The following is an 18,131-nucleotide window of genomic DNA, read 5'->3' on the forward strand; positions in this document are numbered from 1 at the left end:
TCTCGACTAGCCGTCGGGAATCATCGTTTGAATCCCGGCCCCTCCCGGAAAAAAAGAGGAAGTTAAGTGAATGAGGAGTAGGGCGGAAGGCGCGCCTCGATGTTCAATAAAGGTTCGTTCGGTCCGCTCCGTAATTCGCCGTTTGCCGCTGGGGACGCAGACGTCGGCTTTTTCAGGATTCGCGAAGCGATTTGAGGATAAAGGTAACTGCTCAACCCGTCATTCCCGCGGAGGCGGGAATCCAGAGAGCAGCGGCATGGCTCAAAATGGATCCCCGCCTGCGCGGGGATGACGAATCTCCTGCGCCGCGCATGATCAACCGGGCTAGCAGTTACGGATAAAGGAGCAAAGAATGAAAGTAGCTGACGCGATTCGAATGATGGGGGCTTTGGCCATCGCGGCCGTGATGGCCGGTTGTGCATCAACTCCGAAACAGTCCACCAGTGGATCTTTCGACCATCTCTACGATGGCAAGGAGAAAGTGGCGTATGCCACGGAAATGCCTGTCCAGAACGTCACGGAGGCGATAACCAGGGGCGACAAGGCTATGGGACGGGGCGACAGGGATCTGGCGCTCTACCGTTATGTGCAGGCCCTTGAGTTCGACCCTCGAGCCGTTCCGGTCTATGAACGTATCGGTGCGATACATCTGGAGCGGAAGCGCCTCGCCCTCGCCGCAAGGGCCTTCAGAAGCGGTCTTCAATTCGACAATGAACACCCGGGCCTTAATGAGGGGCTCGGGCTCACCCTGTTACGCGCGAGGCGCTATGACGAGAGCAGAGAGACACTGGAACTCGCCGTGCAGATCGATATTCGTCGTTGGCGGGCCCATAACGCGCTAGGGATTCTGGCCGATCTACGTGGCGACTATGTCACGGCCCGGAAGTCCTATGAGACCGCACTGCTCCTGGTGCCCAAATCCGCACGGGTCCACAACAACCTGGGCTATTCACTTTACCTCTCACAAGATTATGACCAGGCGATCGCCCGCTTGAGAACCGCTGTCAACCGGGATCCCGAATACGGGCGGGCGTGGCGCAATCTGGGGTTGGTTCTGGCCAGGACCGGACATTACGAAGAGGCCGTGGCTGCATTTCGGCGTGTAACGGACAAGCCGGGTGCGTACAACAATGTCGGTTATCTTTCACTCCATAACAACGACCTCGATTCGGCACAAAAATATCTCGACCGTGCCATCCACCTTTCGCCGCAGTACTACGAAAGGGCGCATGAAAACCTGGAGGTGGTTAGGAACCGGCCCCACCGGGCCGGGGCCAACTGAGATTCCGGCCAGGCTGTTGATGGCCATCGCTTGCTTCCATCAAGAAACCTAGTAAAATAGTCAACAACTGAAAGGATTTTCAGACACAAGATCAGCGAACGATTAATGCTGGGGCTAGTGGTTCATGCGTAATGCACAAACGATGGTCGGTGGGGCTCCGGAGGATGCCGGGGCGAAACCCGACCCACGGTGCAAACGGGGCCGCGCTCGCTATTCGTATAGCACCAAACAGCCTGCAACCTTAGACTAGGAGCCGTCTGATGAAACGATCCGAGCCCCTGATCGCTCTGTCACGAGAGCACCACGGAGCACTTTCGCTTGCCCTTCGCGCCCGTCGCGTCGCCCATGGGGGTGAATCGGCGTCCGTGAAGAGCGTGGCTGACCTGGTGCGTCAGAAGTTTGAAACTGAACTCAAACCCCATTTCGATCAGGAAGAAAACTGGTTATTGCCAGTACTGGCCCGGGCCGGCGAAAAATTTCTGGTGCAACGTACCCTCGCCGAGCATGCGGAACTGACCGACCTGGCCGACCGGTTGGCTTCACCCCGGCCCAGGGTTCTCCTCGCCTTTGCCGATGCACTCTCCCGTCACGTACGTTTCGAGGAAAGGGAGCTATTCCCGGCGATAGAGCGTCTGCCGAATCATGCCGGAAAAGTGGCCGAAAAGATCTTCTGAGCTTGGAGAACCCCTCACAGATCGGGTGTAGTGGGAAGGCACTTCGCCCATCCCGCAACTTACAACTCACAAGCACCATCCGTAGGACGGATAAGCGTCAGCGCATCCGCCAATAATCAGCCTGGGATAAGGTGGATGCGCTCCGCTTATCCACCCTACAGGGATCACAAGCACCATCTGTAGGGCGGATAAGCATCAGCGCATCCGCCAATAATCCCGCCTGGGATAAGGCGGATGCGCTCCGTTTATCCACCCTACAGGACTACAACTCACAAGCACCATCCGTAGGGCGGATAAGCGCCAGCGCATCCGCCAACAACAAGCCTGGGATAAGGTGGATGCGCTCCGCTTATCCACCCTACAGGGATCACAAGCACCATCTGTAGGGCGGATAAGCGTCAGCGCATCCGTCAACAACAGCCCGGGATAAGAGGGTGTACAAATAACTGTGTAACTGGTTATCTGCGACTAACGAAGAAGGAGAAGAATCAGTGACCAGTACCCAGAAGAAGACCGATGCCCTGCTTGACGAGCTCCTGAAAGGCTGCCGCACCCCGGAAGACATTCTGGGCGAGCATGGCTTGTTGAAGCGACTGACCAAGCGGATGGTCGAAAGGACCCTTGAGGCGGAGATGAGCGACCACCTCGGGTATGAGCCCCATGCCCCGGAGGGACGGGGCACCGGCAACAGCCGAAATGGCAAGACCAAGAAGACCGTCCAGAGCGATGCAGGGCAGTTCGAAATCGAGGTGCCGCGGGACCGGGAGGGGAGCTTTGAGCCGCAGCTGGTCAGAAAACGGCAGCGCCGGCTCGATGGCTTCGATGACAAGGTCCTGGCGCTGTATGCACGAGGATTGTCGACACGGGATATCAAGGCGCAACTGGAAGAGCTGTACGGGGTCGATGTTTCGCCGACCTTGATCTCAAACGTGACCGATGCGGTTCACGATGAGGTCCGGGCTTGGCAAAGCCGGCCACTGGCGGCGGTTTATCCGATCCTGTATTTCGACGTTTTGTACGTGAAATCGCGCGAGGATGGGCCGGTGAAGAACAAGGCGGTGTACCTGGCGCTGGGGATCAATTTGGAGGGCGAAAAGGAGCTGCTTGGGCTGTGGATGAACGAGACCGAAGGAGCGAAGTTCTGGTTGTCGGTATTCAACGATCTGAAGAACCGGGGCGTTGAGGACTGCTTCATCGCGTGCGTAGACGGCCTGAAGGGGCTACCCGAAGCGATCGAGGCGGTGTTCCCCAAGACCCAGGTCCAGCTATGCATCGTGCACAAGGTCCGCGGCTCACTGAAGTATGTCCCGTGGAAGGAGCGCAAGGCAGTCGCTGCCGACCTTCGGGCGGTTTACGGTGCCGCGACCCTGCTTGAAGCCGAGCAAGCCCTGGAGCGCTTCTCAGAGCGCTGGGACGACAAGTATCCGGCGATCACCCCGAGCTGGCGCGCCGACTGGCAGCGCCTGATGGTGTTCTTCGACTACCCACGGGAGATCCGTAAAGTAATCTACACCACGAACGCCATCGAATCGCTGAATTATTCGATGAGGAAGGTGCTGAAGAACCGCGGCGCGTTCCCGAACGATGAGTCGATCATGAAGCTCATGTTCATGGGCCTGAAGAACGTGGCCAGGAAATGGACCCGTCCCATTCGGGACTGGAAAGCGGCACTCAATCAGTTCGTCATTCTGTACGGCGACCGAGTGCCTAACTGAATTCAGTTACACAGATTACTTGACACCCTCCGCTTATCCACCCTACAGGACTACAACTCACAAGCACCATCCGTAGGACGGATAAGCGTCAGCGCATCCGCCAATAATCCCGCCTGGGTAAGGTGGATGCGCTCCGCTTATCCACCCTACAGGGATCACAGGCACCATCCGTAGGGCGAATAAGCGTCAGCGCATCCGCGTTCTTCCCCGTCGTTTGGTGGATGCGCTCCGCTTATCCACCCTACAGGAGTGTATGCCCAGCGGTATTACACTATTTCCCGGATGGACCTTCGATGGGAACAGTAACACTGATCATGCCTATCACGTCGCCGCCTTCCAGCCCGTCTTTCTCGTAACCGAGGACGTCCAACTCGCCCTTGGGTTTGCCGTGGCAAGCCAGGCATGGCTCCATCAGTTCGACCGGTTCGAAGTACCGGTAGACCGGCTGTTTGCCCATCATCGTCTCTTCGCCGTAGGGCTTACCATCATGGTCAGGTTGGATGAAGCGCGTGAGCACCGCCTTGTCCATGCTGTCGGGGGCATTGCTGGGATGCCGGTAGTTGCGGGCCGGTTGGCGGGTGACGATGCCGGTCCGGGAGTTGAACATCAGACCGGCCTCGCGGGCCCACTTGGCCGGCAGGAAGTGTTTCCAACCGGTTCCCTTCACATTGAGCCTGTCCTGATTGTTGTCGATGCTGAGTTTGCCCGCCCAGATGAGCTTGTCGAGAATACGCTGCTGTGCCGGGGTGATGTCCATGAGCTGTGGTTCCAGCGCGGCGAGCCACTGTTCGACGAAGTAATCGCCCGTGAATCCCTTGTCGCCCAGCTCGGGATCGGTGAGTTTCTTCATATGGCTGAAGATCACCAGGCGGCCGACGGCGAGTGCCTGAGAGATCATCTCTGCCGTGGCACGGCCCTGCTCTTGCGGCACCTTCTCCAAAAACAGGTATTCCGGATGCCCCCCTTGGTTCGGCACACCGATCTCCTCGGCGATGGACAGGCAGGAGAAAAAGAGCAGGCCGACGCCGGCCGCTGTCGGTAATACCAACTTTTTCATGTGAATCCCCTCCGGTATTTATTAGTGTTATGGTCCGGTAAAAGTATTACAGGCGGCGGGTAGGAGTGTTGTTTCAAGTTGTAACCGGATGTTTCCGGTCCGACCAGATCGTGGTCGGTTTATAATAATTCTTAGAATCTTTCGCGGTTCTTGTTATTAGAATTCGTTGTGGGTCTCTGGACCAGAGAGCTCGTCATCATTAGAATGGCGGGAATAGTAAGTAGCTCGCATGGAAAATGCGTTCCCGCTTGTTGCCAGACTGGAGGGGGCAGTATTTACCAAAGGAGAGCTACGCATGGCCTGGTATTTCCCGTGCCTGACCCAACGCGAACTCCCGCCGGCCGCCGGCCTCGGGGAGTTCGGGTTGGGTTTGTTGCGCCCGTTCGTATTGCCGGAAGGCGACGCGACGGCTACCCGAACCCATGGTGTCGAGGCGTTTGGCCACACCATCGGCAGCTTCTGTTCGCCCCTACATAATACTCGTTCAACGACCTTCAGCCATATCGGCAGAAACGGGTTATCAAGAGGGCGGACCATTCCCGTTCGAACTCCCGTTGCGCCAAATCCTGTGCGCGATTACCGCAGTCGTGCGTCCGGTACTACCGATCGCATCAAAAACATCGCTTGTCGTGTGATTTCTTGAGGACTCCCGGGATCTGCACCATCTAATAAGTCCGAATCAAAAATACGAAGGCGCGCGAATTTCGCGCCACCAAAGGAAAATAGGAGAAGAATACGATGCCCAGACGCATCGCACCGGTGGCCATGACCTGCCTCTGGGCGGCCGCCCTCATGCTTTTTATCGCACCTTTCGCCCATGCCGAAAATCCGGATCCGGCGGTCGAAGGGGTCCTGCAATACTTCGACCCCGAGACCCGCGAGCGCATCATCCCTGATGAGCGTTGCCTGACCTGTCACGGGGATGAGAATCAAAAGACGGATGTCCGAGATGATGGCAGTCCGGTCGATATCTACGTGGAGCATGGACGGATAGAGGCGAGTGTTCACGGCGAGCACAGCTGCACCGATTGCCATACGACGATCGATCGGGTCCCGCACCGGGAGGCTCCTCAGGTAGTCGTCGGTTGTGTCGAGTGCCATAAGGAGACATGGTCCGAGCATAAGGACGATCCCGAATATGAGCGCCTTGAGGTAGTCAATAAGGAGATCGAGAACTTCATGGGCTCGGTCCATGCCAGCCCGAGCAAGCTCGACGAGTCCCGGACCAATGCCACCTGTTACGACTGCCACGATGCTCACAACATCGGCGAGCTTGGCAGCCAGCAGCGCGCCGAACAGCGGCTGAAGAATCCGGAGATTTGCGGAAGCTGCCACGAAGACGAGCTGGCCGAGTACCGCGATTCCGACCACGGTCGTGCGGTTCTGGAGGAGGGCGACAGCGACTCCGCGGTCTGCTCCGACTGCCACACCACGCACGCCATCACGGAACCCGAAGGGGACGCCGCCAAACTGGCAATCACGAAGAATTGCGGCGACTGTCACCAGGATGCGCAGCGGACCTACTTCGCCTCCTATCACGGTCAGGTGCACCGCCTTGGCTACACCAACACGGCCAAGTGTCACGACTGCCACGGTGGTCATGGGGTGAAGGGCGAGGATGACCCGACCTCAGAGATCCACGCCGACAACCGGCTGGAGAACTGCCAAACCTGCCACGAGGGCGCGACCGAGAGCTTCGTCGCCTTCCTGCCGCACGGCGATGCGGACGACCGGGAGAACTATCCGGGCCTGTGGGTCGCCAAGCGCTTCATGCAGGCGCTCATCATCGGCGTCATCGCCTTTTTCTGGCTGCACGTTCTGCTGTGGCTGTTCCGCGAGGTGGTGGAGCGCTTCCAGGGTCGGGGCTTCATCGAGGATCTCGACAACCCCGAAAAGGTCTACTTCCGCCGTTTCTCGGCGACATGGCGCTGGATTCACGGGCTGTTCGCCATTTCCACGATGGCCCTGATCCTCACCGGCACGACCCTGCTGTTCTCCCATACGGACTGGGCGAAGGCAGTGGTGACGTTCCTCGGCGGTCCGCAGGTGGAGGGCATCATCCACCGTACCGCCGCCATCATCTGGCTGGCGATCTTTGTGGTTCACCTGACCATCGCTCTGATCAACATTCAGCGCAAGCGCAAACTCGGAACCTTCGAGTGGTTCGGCGGCACCTCGATGCTGCCCAGCTGGAAGGACCTCGAGGATCTGCGCGACATGTTCAAGTGGTTCTTCGGTCGCGGCCCCCGTCCCAAGTTCTGTCACTGGACCTACTGGCAGAAGTTCGATTATTGGGCGCCCTTCTGGGGTACGGCCGTGATCGGCACGACGGGCCTGGTGCTGTTTGCGCCGGAGAAGACCGCACTGCTCCTGCCGGGATCGGTGTTCAACTTCGCCACGCTGATCCACGCCGAGGAGGCCCTGCTGGCCGCCATCTTCCTCAACTCGGTGCACTTCTTTAACGTGCACTTCCGGCCCGAGCGCTTCCCGATGAGCACCACCATCTTCACCGGTGCGATCCCCATCGAGGAGTTCAAGCACGACCACCGACTCGAATACGAGCGGCTCGTCGAGCGCGGGGAGTTGGAGAAGCATCTAGTCAAGCGCCCCTCGCGCCGCGCCGAACTGGCTTCGTCGTTTATCACCAGCGTCCTGATCATGGCCGGTCTGGCCCTGCTGACCCTGGTGTTGATCGGCGTCATGACCACGCCGAACTGACAATAGGAGAAGACACCATGACAAAGAATATTCGGTATCTCCTTCTGGGCGTGCTGGTGCTGCTCCCGGGGGCCGCCATCGCGGCGGGCCCCTCGGCCCAGGCACTGGCTTTCACCTGTGCCGGCTGCCACGGCACCGACGGATCCAGTGTGGGGCCCTCGAGCCCATCCATAGCGGGGATGGATCCCGACGTCTTCATAGACGCCATGAACGGCTACCGGGCGGACCAGCGCAACTCCACGATCATGAACCGCATCGCCCGGGGCTACAGCGATGACCAGATCGAGGGCATGGCCTGGTTCTTCGCCCGGCAGCGGCTGGATCTGAAATCGCAGCCCCACGATGCGGCCCTGGCCACAAAGGGTGCCAAGTTGCATGAGAAGCATTGCGAGAAGTGTCATGAGGAGGGCGGCCGCCCTGGTGACGCCGGGACCCTGGCGGGCCAGTGGATGCCCTATCTGGAGTACACCATGGCCGACTTCCTGACGGGCAAGCGCGACTGGCCGCGCAAGATGGAGCGCAAGGTCGATGCGGCAACCGCGGAGCAGGGAGAGCAGGCCATCCCTGCTCTTATCCACTACTACGGCAGCCAGCACCGACCCGACGATCGAGGAAACCAACATGACTGATATCCATCGCAGAGCATTCATCCGAACGGCCGGCGGCGTCGCCTTGCTCGGTACGACCCTGGGCTTCCCGTACCTGGCCATGGGTGCCACCCGCCGGGTGGTCATCGTCGGCGGGGGAGTGGGCGGGGCCACCGCCGCCAAGTATCTGCGCAAGCTCGACCCGGGCATCTCGGTGACGCTCATCGAAGCCAAGCCGAACTACACCTCCTGTTTCATGAGCAATGAGGTACTGAGTGGCGACCGCACACTGGATTCCATCACCTTCAGCTACGATGGTCTGCGCAGCTATGGCGTGGAGGTCGTCATCGATCGCGTGGTGGGCATCGACCCGGTGAGCAAGGTGGTGCGGACCGCGGGGGGCAAAGACTTCGGCTACGACGCCTGCGTGGTCTCTCCGGGCATTGGTTTCAAGTGGGATGCCATCAATGGCTACGACGAGACGGTTGCCGAGGAGATCCCCCACGCCTGGTATGCCGGTCCCCAAACGCGGACCCTGCGTCGCCAGCTGGAGGCCATGCCCGATGGGGGCAAGGTGCTCATCGCGGCACCGCCGAATCCCTTCAAGTGTCCGCCCGGACCCTACGAGCGCGCCTCCCAGATCGCCATGTACTGCAAGCACCACAAGCCGCGCGCCAAGATCATGATTCTTGATCCCAAGGACGCCTTCTCCAAGCAGGGGCTGTACATCGAGGGCTGGACCAAGCTTTACGGTTACGGCAGCGACAACAGCATGATCGAGTGGGTAAGTGGCGCGGAAGGCGGCGCGGTCGAAGCGGTGAACCCCCAGACCCGCACCCTGCAGACCTTCGTCGAGGACTTCCAGGGCGACGTCGTCAATATCATTCCGCCGCAAAAGGCTGGTGCCATCGCGTTTGCCGCGGACCTGGTGGAGGGCGACTGGTGTCCGGTGGACAAACGCACTTTCGAATCGAGCCGGCACAAGGATGTTTACGTCCTGGGCGACGCCTCCAGCGCCGCCAAGATGCCCAAGTCGGCCTATGCCGCAAACTCCCAGGCCAAGGTGGCCGCCGCAGCAATCGTGGCGCGCTTTAGCGGTCGGGAGCCGGATGATCCCACCTTCGTCAACACCTGCTACAGCATCGTCGGCGAAGACTTCGGCATCTCGGTAGCTGCGGTCTACTCCCTCGATGCCGCCAACAACACCATCGAGCCGGTCCCGAACTCGGGGGGCGTCTCACCCTCCAACGCCAGTCCCGAACTGCGCAAGCGGGAAGTGAGCTACGCCCACAGCTGGTTCAAGAACGTCATAAACGACATGATGGAGTGAGCTGTTCGTGCAAAAAGGTGACCGCGGGCAAATGGGTGCCCGCGAAATCCTTCCGAAAGACGGAATCCAGCAGTGGGAACCTTGGGACCTAACCGACAGGTTCCCTCCGGCCCCTCTCCCGTAGGGACCCGGAGCACAACCCACAAATTTGCCAAGGAGCCAATCTGGAGAGGCGGCTCTATCCACCGCGCTATCCCCGTTGTTGTCTTAACAGCCTGTTAAGCCATCATCAGCCTTCCTTCGGAACACACTCGCCTGGGCTGTAGCCTGTATAAACATCCGTTCTTCTCCTTAGGAGCCAAGCATCCTCCCATGAACGCTATTGGCATTGACGGTTGTCGTCGAGGATGGTTTTTCGTCCAACTCACGGGTTCGGGAAGATACCATATCGGAATCGCCGAGCAGTTGGAGGCATTACGCGTTGCCATCACGGCTTCCGAGCTTACGCTGATCGATATTCCGATCGGGCTCAGGTCTGCGGGAGCAGAAGAGCGACGATGTGATCGAGAGGCGAGAAAGCTTCTGGGTCCGAGAGCGTCAAGCGTGTTTGTGGCGCCATGCCGGCAGGCGCTCGGGTGTGAGGACTATGCAAGCGGGAGCAGCACCAATCGGGCGGTGACCGGACGGCGGCTGTCGAGGCAGAGCTGGGCCATCACCCCGAAGATCGCAGAGGTCGATACCTTTATACGCATGCTGTCGGAACGCCGAAAGCTCAGAGAGATGCACCCGGAACTCTGCTTCCGGGCACTGAACGATAGCCAGCCGATGGGGCACAACAAGAAAAAAGCAGCGGGCCACGCAGAACGCCTGGCAGTTCTCAGCCGATGGCTCCCTCAGGTTCCGAAAATCGTTGAACAGGCACGTGCCCGGTGGCCGAGAAAGGATCTGGCAATCGACGATATTCTTGATGCATTGGTAGGTGCGGTAACAGCCGCACGGCCTGGCGCGCTGGAATCGTTGCCAGCGGTCCCCGAGAAGGACGACAAGGGCTTGAGCATGGAGATAGTCTATGCCCGTGGGACTGTCTGATGCCGGCCAACACCCCGATCGCCTGGAGATTGGGGGAGAGAGTGAAGGGCCGGGAAGGATGGGCAAAGTGCAGCGTGCCCATCAAATCTGCTGGATGGTGGAGCCCAGGGGGTGACCACATCGGCTCCCCTGTTCTGCGATTGGTTCACTGCCGTGGAAACGGGGAAACACTCCGTCTCACTGGCAGCGTAGGGGAACAGGTAGTTCTGCAGTGCTTGAGGGTCCGCCCGCGGATCAAGCCACTGTCCGTAGTGGCTTGGTGTCAGAATGACCGGCATACGGTTGTGAATACGGGCGGCGAATTCGTTGGGGTCGGTGAGTGGTCCGGCACCGCGGACTCTCAGTGGCAGTAGTACCGTTGTTTCGCCCGGCAGGCTTGTGCTTGGCGTTTGCATGGCGCTTACACGAAAAAGCCGGCACTAAGCCGGCTTGTCGCAACTGCTTGATTTTTCTGGTGGGCGGTACTGGGATCGAACCAGTGACCCCTGCCGTGTGAAGGCAGTGCTCTCCCGCTGAGCTAACCGCCCGAAGAAGGGCGCAGATGATATACATCCTGCCGGCTGTGGTCAAACCATTGAAGCGGGTCTTCGCGGATGCGCACGCTTCCGATGTATACTTCCTGTTTTTGCCATCGGGACTTTGGAAATGGCTGAGAAGCAGGGGGGGCGCCGTCTGGGCCAGCGAGTGGTGGGGGTAGTGGAGGATATCGGCCTCTTCATCATCCTGTTGGCCACCATCGTGGCAGCCGGGCAGGAGATCTGGCACATGGTGGTGATCGGTACGGTTCGCCTGGCCGATCTGCTGCTGATGTTCATCTATCTTGAAGTGGTGGCGATGGTCGCCAGTTACTGGAACTCCGGCCAGCTCCCGGTGCGCATGCCGCTTTACATCGGTATGGTGGCGCTGGCGCGCTATCTTATTCTGGACATGAAGGCGATGGATGGGTGGCGAATCCTGGCGGTGGCCGGTGCCGTGCTGGTGCTCGGGCTGGCCGTGCTCGTGATTCGCTATGGACATGTGCGCTTTCCGTACGGCGTGACCGACCAGAAAGTGATTGACAAAAAGTAGCCTCAAACAAAAAACGACGGATTCTATGAGTATCAAAACGCGATTCGCCCCCAGCCCTACCGGTTACCTCCATATTGGCGGCGCCCGCACGGCGCTGTTTTCCTGGCTTTATGCGCGGCACCACGGCGGCAAGTTCGTGCTGCGCATCGAGGATACCGATCTGGAGCGCTCCACCGCCGAGTCGGTCAACGTGATCCTCGAGGGGATGACCTGGTTGGGTCTGGAGTACGATGAGGGCCCGTTCTTTCAGACCCATCGCTTTGGACGCTATCAGGAGGTGACGCAGCAGCTTCTCGACAAGGGTCTGGCCTACCGCTGCAACTGCCCCAGGGAGCGCATCGAGGCGCTGCGCGAGGAACAGATCGCCAAGAAGCAGAAACCGCGCTACGACCGCCGCTGCCTCGGGCAGGCCATCGACCCCGACGAGCCCCACGTGGTCCGATTTCTGAATCCGACCGAGGGTAGCGTCGTGGTGAACGACATGGTGCGCGGCAAAGTCGTATTCAGTAACGTCGAGCTGGACGACCTGATCATCCGACGCAGCGATGGTAGCCCTACCTACAATTTCGTGGTGGTGGTGGACGATATGGACATGGAAATCTCCCATGTGGTCCGCGGCGATGATCACCTCAACAACACGCCCCGCCAGATCAACATTTTGCGGGCGCTAGGGGTTGAGCCGCCGACCTATGCCCACCTGCCGATGATCCTTGGCGAGGATGGCCAGAAGCTCTCCAAGCGTCACGGCGCCGCTAGCGTCACCGACTACCGGGAGGAGGGCTATCTGCCGGAGGCGCTGATCAACTATCTGGCACGCCTCGGCTGGTCCCACGGCGACCAGGAGATCTTCGAACTGGAGGAGATGGTCCGCCTGTTCGACATCTGCGATATCAACCATTCGGCCTCGGCGCTCAATATCAGCAAGCTGCAGTGGCTGAACCAGCACTATATGAAGAGCCTCGACCCGGCCTATGTGGCGCGTCACTTGAGCTACCAGCTCGGCAAGCTGGACATCGACCCCTCCACCGGCCCCGATCCGGTGGAGGTGGTGATTGCCTATCGTGAGCGCACCAGCACGCTGGCCGAGATGGCGGCGCAAAGCGCCTACCTCTATCGCGAGTTCGACGAATACGACCCGGCAGCGGCCAAGAAACACCTGCGCCCGGTCGCCCTGGAGCCCCTGGTCAAGATGCGGGAGGCCTTGGCGGGATTGGAGAAGTGGACCCCCGAGGCGCTGCACGCGACCGTTGAGCAGGTAGCCGCCGCCCTGGAGCTGAAAATGGGCAAGGTGGCGCAGCCGCTGCGTGTCGCCGTGGTCGGTACCGCCGCCTCGCCCGGCATCGATGAGACATTGAAACTGGTGGGGCGCGAGGCCTCCCTGCGCCGTATCGACAAGGCGCTGGAGCTGATCCGCGCCCGGGCCGAAGACAAGTGAAGCCTGCACTGAGGGAATCCACGAGTATGGGCAATGAAACCACCGCCCCGACCAATTTCATCCGCCAGGCCATCGAGCAGGATATCGCTGCGGGCAAGAATGACGGCCGGGTGGTAACCCGTTTTCCGCCGGAGCCGAACGGCTATCTGCACATTGGTCACGCCAAGTCGATCTGCCTGAATTTCGGCATTGCCCGGGACTACAACGGGATCTGCAACCTGCGCTTTGATGACACCAATCCGCACAAGGAAAACGTGGAGTTCGTTCGCTCTATCCAGGAGGACGTGCGCTGGCTCGGCTTCAGCTGGGGCGACCGGGTCTTCTACGCCTCCGACTATTTCGAGCAGCTTTACGGGTTCGCGGTCGAGCTGATCGAGAAAGGGCTTGCCTACGTCTGCGATCTGTCGGCAGAGGAGACTCGCGCCTATCGCGGCACGCTGACCGAGCCCGGCAAAGAGAGCCCGTTCCGTCGGCGCTCGGTGGAGGAGAATCTCGATCTGTTCCGGCGCATGCGCGCCGGTGAGTTCCCGGACGGGGCGAAGGTCCTGCGGGCCAAGATCGACATGGCCTCGCCGAACATGAATCTGCGCGACCCGACGCTTTACCGCATCCGTCACGGGGTGGTCCACCACCAGACCGGGGCAGAGTGGTGCATCTATCCGATGTACGACTACACCCACCCGATCTCCGATGCGCTGGAGGGGGTCACTCACTCGCTCTGCACCCTGGAGTTCGAGGACCATCGCCCGCTCTACAACTGGGTGCTGGATAATACCAGCGTGCCGTGCCACCCGCAGCAGATCGAGTTCTCGCGTCTCAATCTGCAGTACACGGTGATGAGCAAGCGCAAGCTGACGCAACTGGTGGACGAGGGTCACGTCGAGGGCTGGGATGATCCCCGTATGCCGACCATTGCGGGCATGCGCCGACGCGGCTACACGCCGGCTTCCATTCGTGATTTTGTCGATCGCATCGGTGTCAGCAAATCCGAGAACACGGTGGAGATGACGCTGCTCGAGAACTGCGTGCGCGATGACCTCAACGTCAAGGCCCTGCGCCGAATGGCAGTGCTCCATCCGCTCAAGGTAGTCATCGAAAACTACCCCGAGGAGCGGGTTGAAGACCTCGAGGCCGCCAACCACCCCCAGGACCCCTCGCAGGGTAGCCGTCGTATCCCCTTCTGCCGCGAGATCTATATTGATGCGGAGGATTTCCGCGAAGAGGCGTCGAAGAAGTTCAAGCGGCTGGTGACGGGTGGTGAGGTGCGACTGCGCAACGCCTATGTCATCCGTTGTGACGAAGTGATCAAGGACCCGCAGGGAGAGATCATCGAACTGCGCTGCAGCTACGACGCGGCTACTCTCAATGCCAACCCGGAGGGGCGCAAGGTCAAGGGGGTGATCCACTGGGTCTCCGCTCGCCACGGAATAGAGGCCGAGGTGCGGCTGTATGACCGCCTGTTCGGTGTTCCGAGTCCCGACAGCGCTGCGGCGAAGGAGGGCAGGGACTACAAGGAGTTTCTCAACTCCGACTCGTTGCGAACGCTGACCGGCTGCATTCTGGAACCCACTCTGGCTGAGGAGGAGGCGGGAGCGCTCTACCAGTTCGAGCGGGAGGGTTACTTCAGCCGCGATGCCATGGAGAATGCCGCAGCCAGGCCGATCTGGAATCGTACCGTGACCCTGCGGGACTCCTGGGCCAAGATCGAACAGCAGGGTGGTTGAACGGCGGTAAAGGAAGAAACTAACCTCGATTGTAGTCACCGGTGCTTGACAGCGAGCCGTATTTCACTACAATCGTCGCCTTGCTTTTCGGGGCTATAGCTCAGCTGGGAGAGCGCCTGCATGGCATGCAGGAGGTCGGCGGTTCGATCCCGCCTAGCTCCACCAAACAGTCACCGGGCTGTCTTGTGGCAGCCCGGTTTGTTTTTGAAAGACGGTTCATCCGTCCCCATCGTCTAGAGGCCTAGGACACCGCCCTTTCACGGCGGCGACAGGGGTTCGACTCCCCTTGGGGACGCCAATTCAGGAAGCCCCGGCTCTGTATGGAGCCGGGGCTTTTTTCGTTTACGGGGTACCAGGACCTACATTGCTGGAAAAACGTAGGATGGGGTGAGCCTGCGAACCCCATCATTGACGGGGACAGGGTCGTTTCTCGATGGGGTTCGCAAGCTCACCCCATCCTACATTTTTGGTCGATAAGGCCGTCTCGGGCTCCCGGCCCGATTGTCGGCGAAAAAGCTTTGGTCGGCGTTGTGTTCGAGGGGGAATTTACCTATACTGGCGGCCCTTTCGGGGGCTATAGCTCAGCTGGGAGAGCGCCTGCATGGCATGCAGGAGGTCGGCGGTTCGATCCCGCCTAGCTCCACCAAGTTTCACCCGGGATCATGCGGTTCCGGTTTTTGAAGATGGTTTCCGTCCCCATCGTCTAGAGGCCTAGGACACCGCCCTTTCACGGCGGCGACAGGGGTTCGACTCCCCTTGGGGACGCCAATCCGAAAAGCCCCGACTCGCTTTCTGAGTCGGGGCTTTTTTTTAGTTGTGTATTGCCTCCGGACGCAGGTTTGGTTTGATCGGCAAACGATGGATGTCCGGGCGTGTGGCTGGATTGAAGCAGCAGGGCGTCTGGGAGAGCGGCCGGAACACCAGGGCGCTCGGGGGCTCCGCGGAGTGGAAAACAAGAGAGGAAGACCTGGCAGCTCCGCCATCCTAGAATCCCGAAAGATCCCGTAGACCGGTAGCTTTGCGCCCCTGACTTTCGTCAGGTTTGCCTTTGTCAGGCCCGTTTTGTAGACCTGGCAACTCCGCGATCATAGAATCCCGAAAGATCCCGTAGACCGGTAGCTTTGCGCCCCTGACTTTCGTCAGGTTTGCCTTTATCAGGCCTGTCCCGGGACCTGGTAACTCCGCTGCCTTAGAGTCGAAGCCCCTTAGGCCGGTGGCTTTGTGCCCCTGTCTTTCGACAGGTTTGCCTTTGTCAGGTCTCGTTTACAGGTTTAGTCCATCGATGCCTGATGTCAAAAATTTCTAAAAATTTTTTTGGGCCGGTTTTCAGAATTGGCAGACGCTGAGGGAGCAGCCCCCCGCTGCGGTTAAAAAGCTGCGGCGAACTATGTTTTTTACATGGAACCGAATTCCGATCGCAATGCAGAACTGAAGGCCCAATATGGAGCTTTATCAGGTCCTTGGGCGGCACGCCTGGCGGTGGCGCTTCTGCTTGGGATGTTATTGCTGCTTACGTACCAGGTTGTTCAGGACTTTCTGGTGCCGCTTTTATGGGCATTTATCCTGGCGTACGTGACATGGCCTCTCAATTGCCGCTTGCGGCGGATGGTGTCACGCCCCGGATTGGCCTCCTTTCTGATGACCCTGCTGCTGGCTGTGGTCATTATCGTCCCGGTACTCCTGGTGATTGCATCCCTGCAGGAAGAGGCACGGGATATCTTTCAGTGGATCCAGGACACCCTTTCGGGGGGCGCTGGTAAGCTCCCCGCCTGGCTCCTTTCGCTCCCGCTGGTCGGAAGGCCGATTGCGGATTTGGCCGATCAGGTCGCCCAAAACCCAAAAGTCGTCGACGAGTGGTTGGCGGCCCAGGCACCGAATATCGCCGGAGGGGCTGCGGAAGCCGCCGGTGCGGTGGGACGCAATGCCATGAAATTCGGGATGGCGCTGCTTGCGGTGTTTTTCGTTTTTCGTGATGGCGAGGCGGTGACGGCGCAGTTTCGAAAGGGACTGCTGATTCTTTTGGGTCGCCAGTCGGATGTCTACTGGGTCGCGGCGGCTGAAATGACCCGGGCCGTGGTGTATGGGCTGGTGTTAACCGCCATCGCGCAGGGGGCCTTGGCGGGGCTCGGTTATTGGGTCGTCGGAGTGGAGGCCCCGGTACTGATTGGTGTCTTGACGGCGCTGGCGGCGCTGGTGCCCTTCGGTGCGCCGGTGGTTTGGGGCGCGGTTACCCTCTACCTGCTCTTTACCGCACAGCTGTGGGCGGGTCTGGTGCTATTGGCGTGGGGCGCACTGGCGGTGAGTTCGGTCGACAATCTGGTTCGGCCACTGGTAATCAGTGTGTCTGCTCATATCCCGTTCCTGCTGGTGCTGTTCGGGGTCCTTGGTGGACTCAGTGCTTTCGGGCTGGTGGGGCTTTTCCTGGGGCCTATAGTGCTGTCGGTCCTGCTTGCCGTCTGGCGGCAATGGTTGGAGAGGCGTGGGACGCCTCAGGAGGGGCTGGGGACTTCGTCCAGGGGGACGGCATCAAATCAGTAGCCCGCTCAGAGGCGTATGCCTGTCTGCTGGTTGATCCCGCACGGGATTCTAGTATCTGTGTGCTCTAAATAGCTGTTCCGAAATCGTGTCCAACACGCTCCTTCGGTGACATACCGAGATGCATGTAGGAGCGGCGGAAGCCGCGATTCGGCGTTAGCGAATTCCGCCGCTCCTACATGTATGCCAATTTGGAACACCTATTTAGGCGGCAACCAGCTGGGGAACATCCCCCAGGTTGCGGGCGATGATATCAACCGCTCTGTCGACCTGTTTGGTGGTTGGGGACGCGACACCGCGCAGGGGATAACGCAGGCCCATGGCGGCGTACTTGTGAACACCGAAAGTATGGTAGGGGATAACCTCTACGCGCTTCAGGCTTCTGTAGCCGGAGAAATGGCGGGCCCACGCTTCCAGATACTCGGGCTGATCCGTCCAGCCGGGGACGAGGACATAGCGCAGCCAGAGCGGCTTTCCTGAGCGCTCGCGATAGTCTGCGTTGCGCAGGGTATTGCGATTACCGATACCGGTAATCTTTCGGTGCCATGCGTTATCAATGTGCTTGACATCGAGGATCACCAGATCGGTCAGGTCATACAGCTGATTAACCGTCCGAGACCAGACACCTCCACTGGTATCGAGGGCGAGGTGAAAGTCTCGCTCTTTGGCGGCGGTGAAAAGTGTAATCAGTTCGTCGGCCTGCAGCGTGGGCTCTCCGCCCGAGACGGTCAGGCCACCGCTGTTTCTGAAATAGGAGCGCTGTTTCTCCAGCAGCGCCAAAACCTGTTCGGTGCTGTAAGGCGTCCCCTGATCCTTCGCACGACTTCGCGTATCGGGGTTGTGACAGTAGACGCAACGAAAGGCACAGCCCTGGAGAAAAAGCACCAGACGAATGCCCGGACCATCATGGGTCCCGAACGTCTCGACAGAGTGAACCTTCAGCATCGTACTCCTTCCTGAAATACCTCACTTCAGTT

15 protein-coding genes, 5 tRNA genes and 3 riboswitches are annotated in these 18,131 nt (G+C 59.7%); of the genes, 16 read left to right on the forward strand and 4 right to left on the reverse strand.

Features of this window, described 5'->3' with window-relative positions; genetic code table 11:
- Positions 1–352 precede the first annotated feature (352 nt).
- The 3 genes from Q7L05_RS00580 (at position 353) to Q7L05_RS00590 (ending at position 3,671) form a co-directional block, all read left to right on the forward strand.
- Positions 353–1,282, forward strand: a complete 930-nt coding sequence (locus tag Q7L05_RS00580; RefSeq protein WP_303900875.1) for a tetratricopeptide repeat protein — start codon at positions 353–355, stop codon at positions 1,280–1,282.
- A 260-nt stretch (positions 1,283–1,542) separates the two neighbouring features.
- The gene (locus Q7L05_RS00585) at positions 1,543–1,956 is read left to right on the forward strand and encodes a hemerythrin domain-containing protein (RefSeq protein ID WP_303900876.1); all 414 of its coding nucleotides are present in this window, start codon (positions 1,543–1,545) and stop codon (positions 1,954–1,956) included.
- A 491-nt stretch (positions 1,957–2,447) separates the two neighbouring features.
- The gene (locus Q7L05_RS00590; protein WP_303900877.1) at positions 2,448–3,671 is read left to right on the forward strand and encodes an IS256 family transposase; all 1,224 of its coding nucleotides are present in this window, start codon (positions 2,448–2,450) and stop codon (positions 3,669–3,671) included.
- Between the two features lie 271 nt (positions 3,672–3,942).
- On the opposite strand, the gene Q7L05_RS00595 is transcribed toward Q7L05_RS00590, so the two are convergent.
- On the reverse strand, positions 3,943–4,728 hold the full coding sequence (locus Q7L05_RS00595; RefSeq protein ID WP_303900878.1) for a Tll0287-like domain-containing protein: 786 nt from the start codon (positions 4,726–4,728) through the stop codon (positions 3,943–3,945).
- 229 nt (positions 4,729–4,957) lie between these two features.
- Between Q7L05_RS00595 and Q7L05_RS00600 the strand changes: the two genes are divergently transcribed.
- From Q7L05_RS00600 to Q7L05_RS00620, 5 genes are all read left to right on the forward strand, one after another.
- Positions 4,958–5,371: a hypothetical protein gene (locus Q7L05_RS00600; protein ID WP_303900879.1), complete on the forward strand. Its 414-nt coding sequence runs from the start codon at positions 4,958–4,960 to the stop codon at positions 5,369–5,371.
- A gap of 95 nt (positions 5,372–5,466) precedes the next feature.
- Positions 5,467–7,446 carry a cytochrome C gene (locus tag Q7L05_RS00605; protein ID WP_303900880.1) on the forward strand — a complete coding sequence of 660 codons (1,980 nt, stop codon included), beginning with the start codon at positions 5,467–5,469 and terminating at the stop codon, positions 7,444–7,446.
- 17 nt (positions 7,447–7,463) lie between these two features.
- A complete protein-coding gene (locus tag Q7L05_RS00610; RefSeq protein WP_303900881.1) occupies positions 7,464–8,075 on the forward strand; it encodes a c-type cytochrome in 612 nt (203 codons plus the stop codon).
- A complete protein-coding gene (locus Q7L05_RS00615) occupies positions 8,068–9,363 on the forward strand; it encodes an NAD(P)/FAD-dependent oxidoreductase (protein WP_303900882.1) in 1,296 nt (431 codons plus the stop codon). The genes Q7L05_RS00610 and Q7L05_RS00615 overlap by 8 nt, the downstream gene beginning before the upstream one ends.
- A gap of 312 nt (positions 9,364–9,675) precedes the next feature.
- Positions 9,676–10,392: a DUF429 domain-containing protein gene (locus Q7L05_RS00620; protein ID WP_303900883.1), complete on the forward strand. Its 717-nt coding sequence runs from the start codon at positions 9,676–9,678 to the stop codon at positions 10,390–10,392.
- Here Q7L05_RS00620 and Q7L05_RS17380 read toward each other — a convergent pair.
- Together Q7L05_RS17380 and Q7L05_RS00625 are read right to left on the reverse strand one after the other, a co-directional pair.
- Positions 10,371–10,787, reverse strand: coding sequence for an SOS response-associated peptidase family protein (locus Q7L05_RS17380; RefSeq protein ID WP_317623071.1), 417 nt, complete (start codon positions 10,785–10,787; stop codon positions 10,371–10,373). The two genes, Q7L05_RS00620 and Q7L05_RS17380, sit on opposite strands and share 22 nt — an antisense overlap.
- A gap of 57 nt (positions 10,788–10,844) precedes the next feature.
- Positions 10,845–10,919 (reverse strand) — tRNA-Val (locus tag Q7L05_RS00625).
- 118 nt (positions 10,920–11,037) lie between these two features.
- Between Q7L05_RS00625 and Q7L05_RS00630 the strand changes: the two genes are divergently transcribed.
- From Q7L05_RS00630 to Q7L05_RS00665, 8 genes are all read left to right on the forward strand, one after another.
- A complete protein-coding gene (locus tag Q7L05_RS00630) occupies positions 11,038–11,460 on the forward strand; it encodes a phosphate-starvation-inducible protein PsiE (protein ID WP_303900884.1) in 423 nt (140 codons plus the stop codon).
- A gap of 25 nt (positions 11,461–11,485) precedes the next feature.
- Positions 11,486–12,895, forward strand: coding sequence for a glutamate--tRNA ligase (gltX, locus tag Q7L05_RS00635; protein WP_303900885.1), 1,410 nt, complete (start codon positions 11,486–11,488; stop codon positions 12,893–12,895).
- Positions 12,896–12,921: 26 nt separating this feature from the next.
- Positions 12,922–14,619 carry a glutamine--tRNA ligase/YqeY domain fusion protein gene (locus Q7L05_RS00640; RefSeq protein ID WP_303900886.1) on the forward strand — a complete coding sequence of 566 codons (1,698 nt, stop codon included), beginning with the start codon at positions 12,922–12,924 and terminating at the stop codon, positions 14,617–14,619.
- An 89-nt stretch (positions 14,620–14,708) separates the two neighbouring features.
- A tRNA-Ala gene (locus Q7L05_RS00645) sits at positions 14,709–14,784 on the forward strand.
- A 57-nt stretch (positions 14,785–14,841) separates the two neighbouring features.
- Positions 14,842–14,917 (forward strand) — tRNA-Glu (locus Q7L05_RS00650).
- 272 nt (positions 14,918–15,189) lie between these two features.
- Positions 15,190–15,265 (forward strand) — tRNA-Ala (locus tag Q7L05_RS00655).
- A gap of 46 nt (positions 15,266–15,311) precedes the next feature.
- Positions 15,312–15,387: transfer RNA gene (locus tag Q7L05_RS00660), tRNA-Glu, on the forward strand.
- 198 nt (positions 15,388–15,585) lie between these two features.
- A riboswitch (cyclic di-GMP riboswitch) is annotated at positions 15,586–15,676 on the reverse strand.
- Between the two features lie 12 nt (positions 15,677–15,688).
- A riboswitch (cyclic di-GMP riboswitch) is annotated at positions 15,689–15,779 on the reverse strand.
- 11 nt (positions 15,780–15,790) lie between these two features.
- Positions 15,791–15,877, reverse strand: a riboswitch (cyclic di-GMP riboswitch).
- Positions 15,878–16,017: 140 nt separating this feature from the next.
- On the forward strand, positions 16,018–17,157 hold the full coding sequence (locus Q7L05_RS00665; protein WP_303900887.1) for an AI-2E family transporter: 1,140 nt from the start codon (positions 16,018–16,020) through the stop codon (positions 17,155–17,157).
- A 201-nt stretch (positions 17,158–17,358) separates the two neighbouring features.
- On the opposite strand, the gene pflA is transcribed toward Q7L05_RS00665, so the two are convergent.
- A complete protein-coding gene (gene pflA / locus Q7L05_RS00670) occupies positions 17,359–18,099 on the reverse strand; it encodes a pyruvate formate-lyase-activating protein (RefSeq protein ID WP_303900888.1) in 741 nt (246 codons plus the stop codon).
- Between the last annotated feature and the right edge of the window lie 32 nt (positions 18,100–18,131).

Source organism: Thiohalomonas denitrificans, from assembly GCF_016841685.1.
Lineage (GTDB): Bacteria > Pseudomonadota > Gammaproteobacteria > Thiohalomonadales > Thiohalomonadaceae > Thiohalomonas > Thiohalomonas denitrificans_A.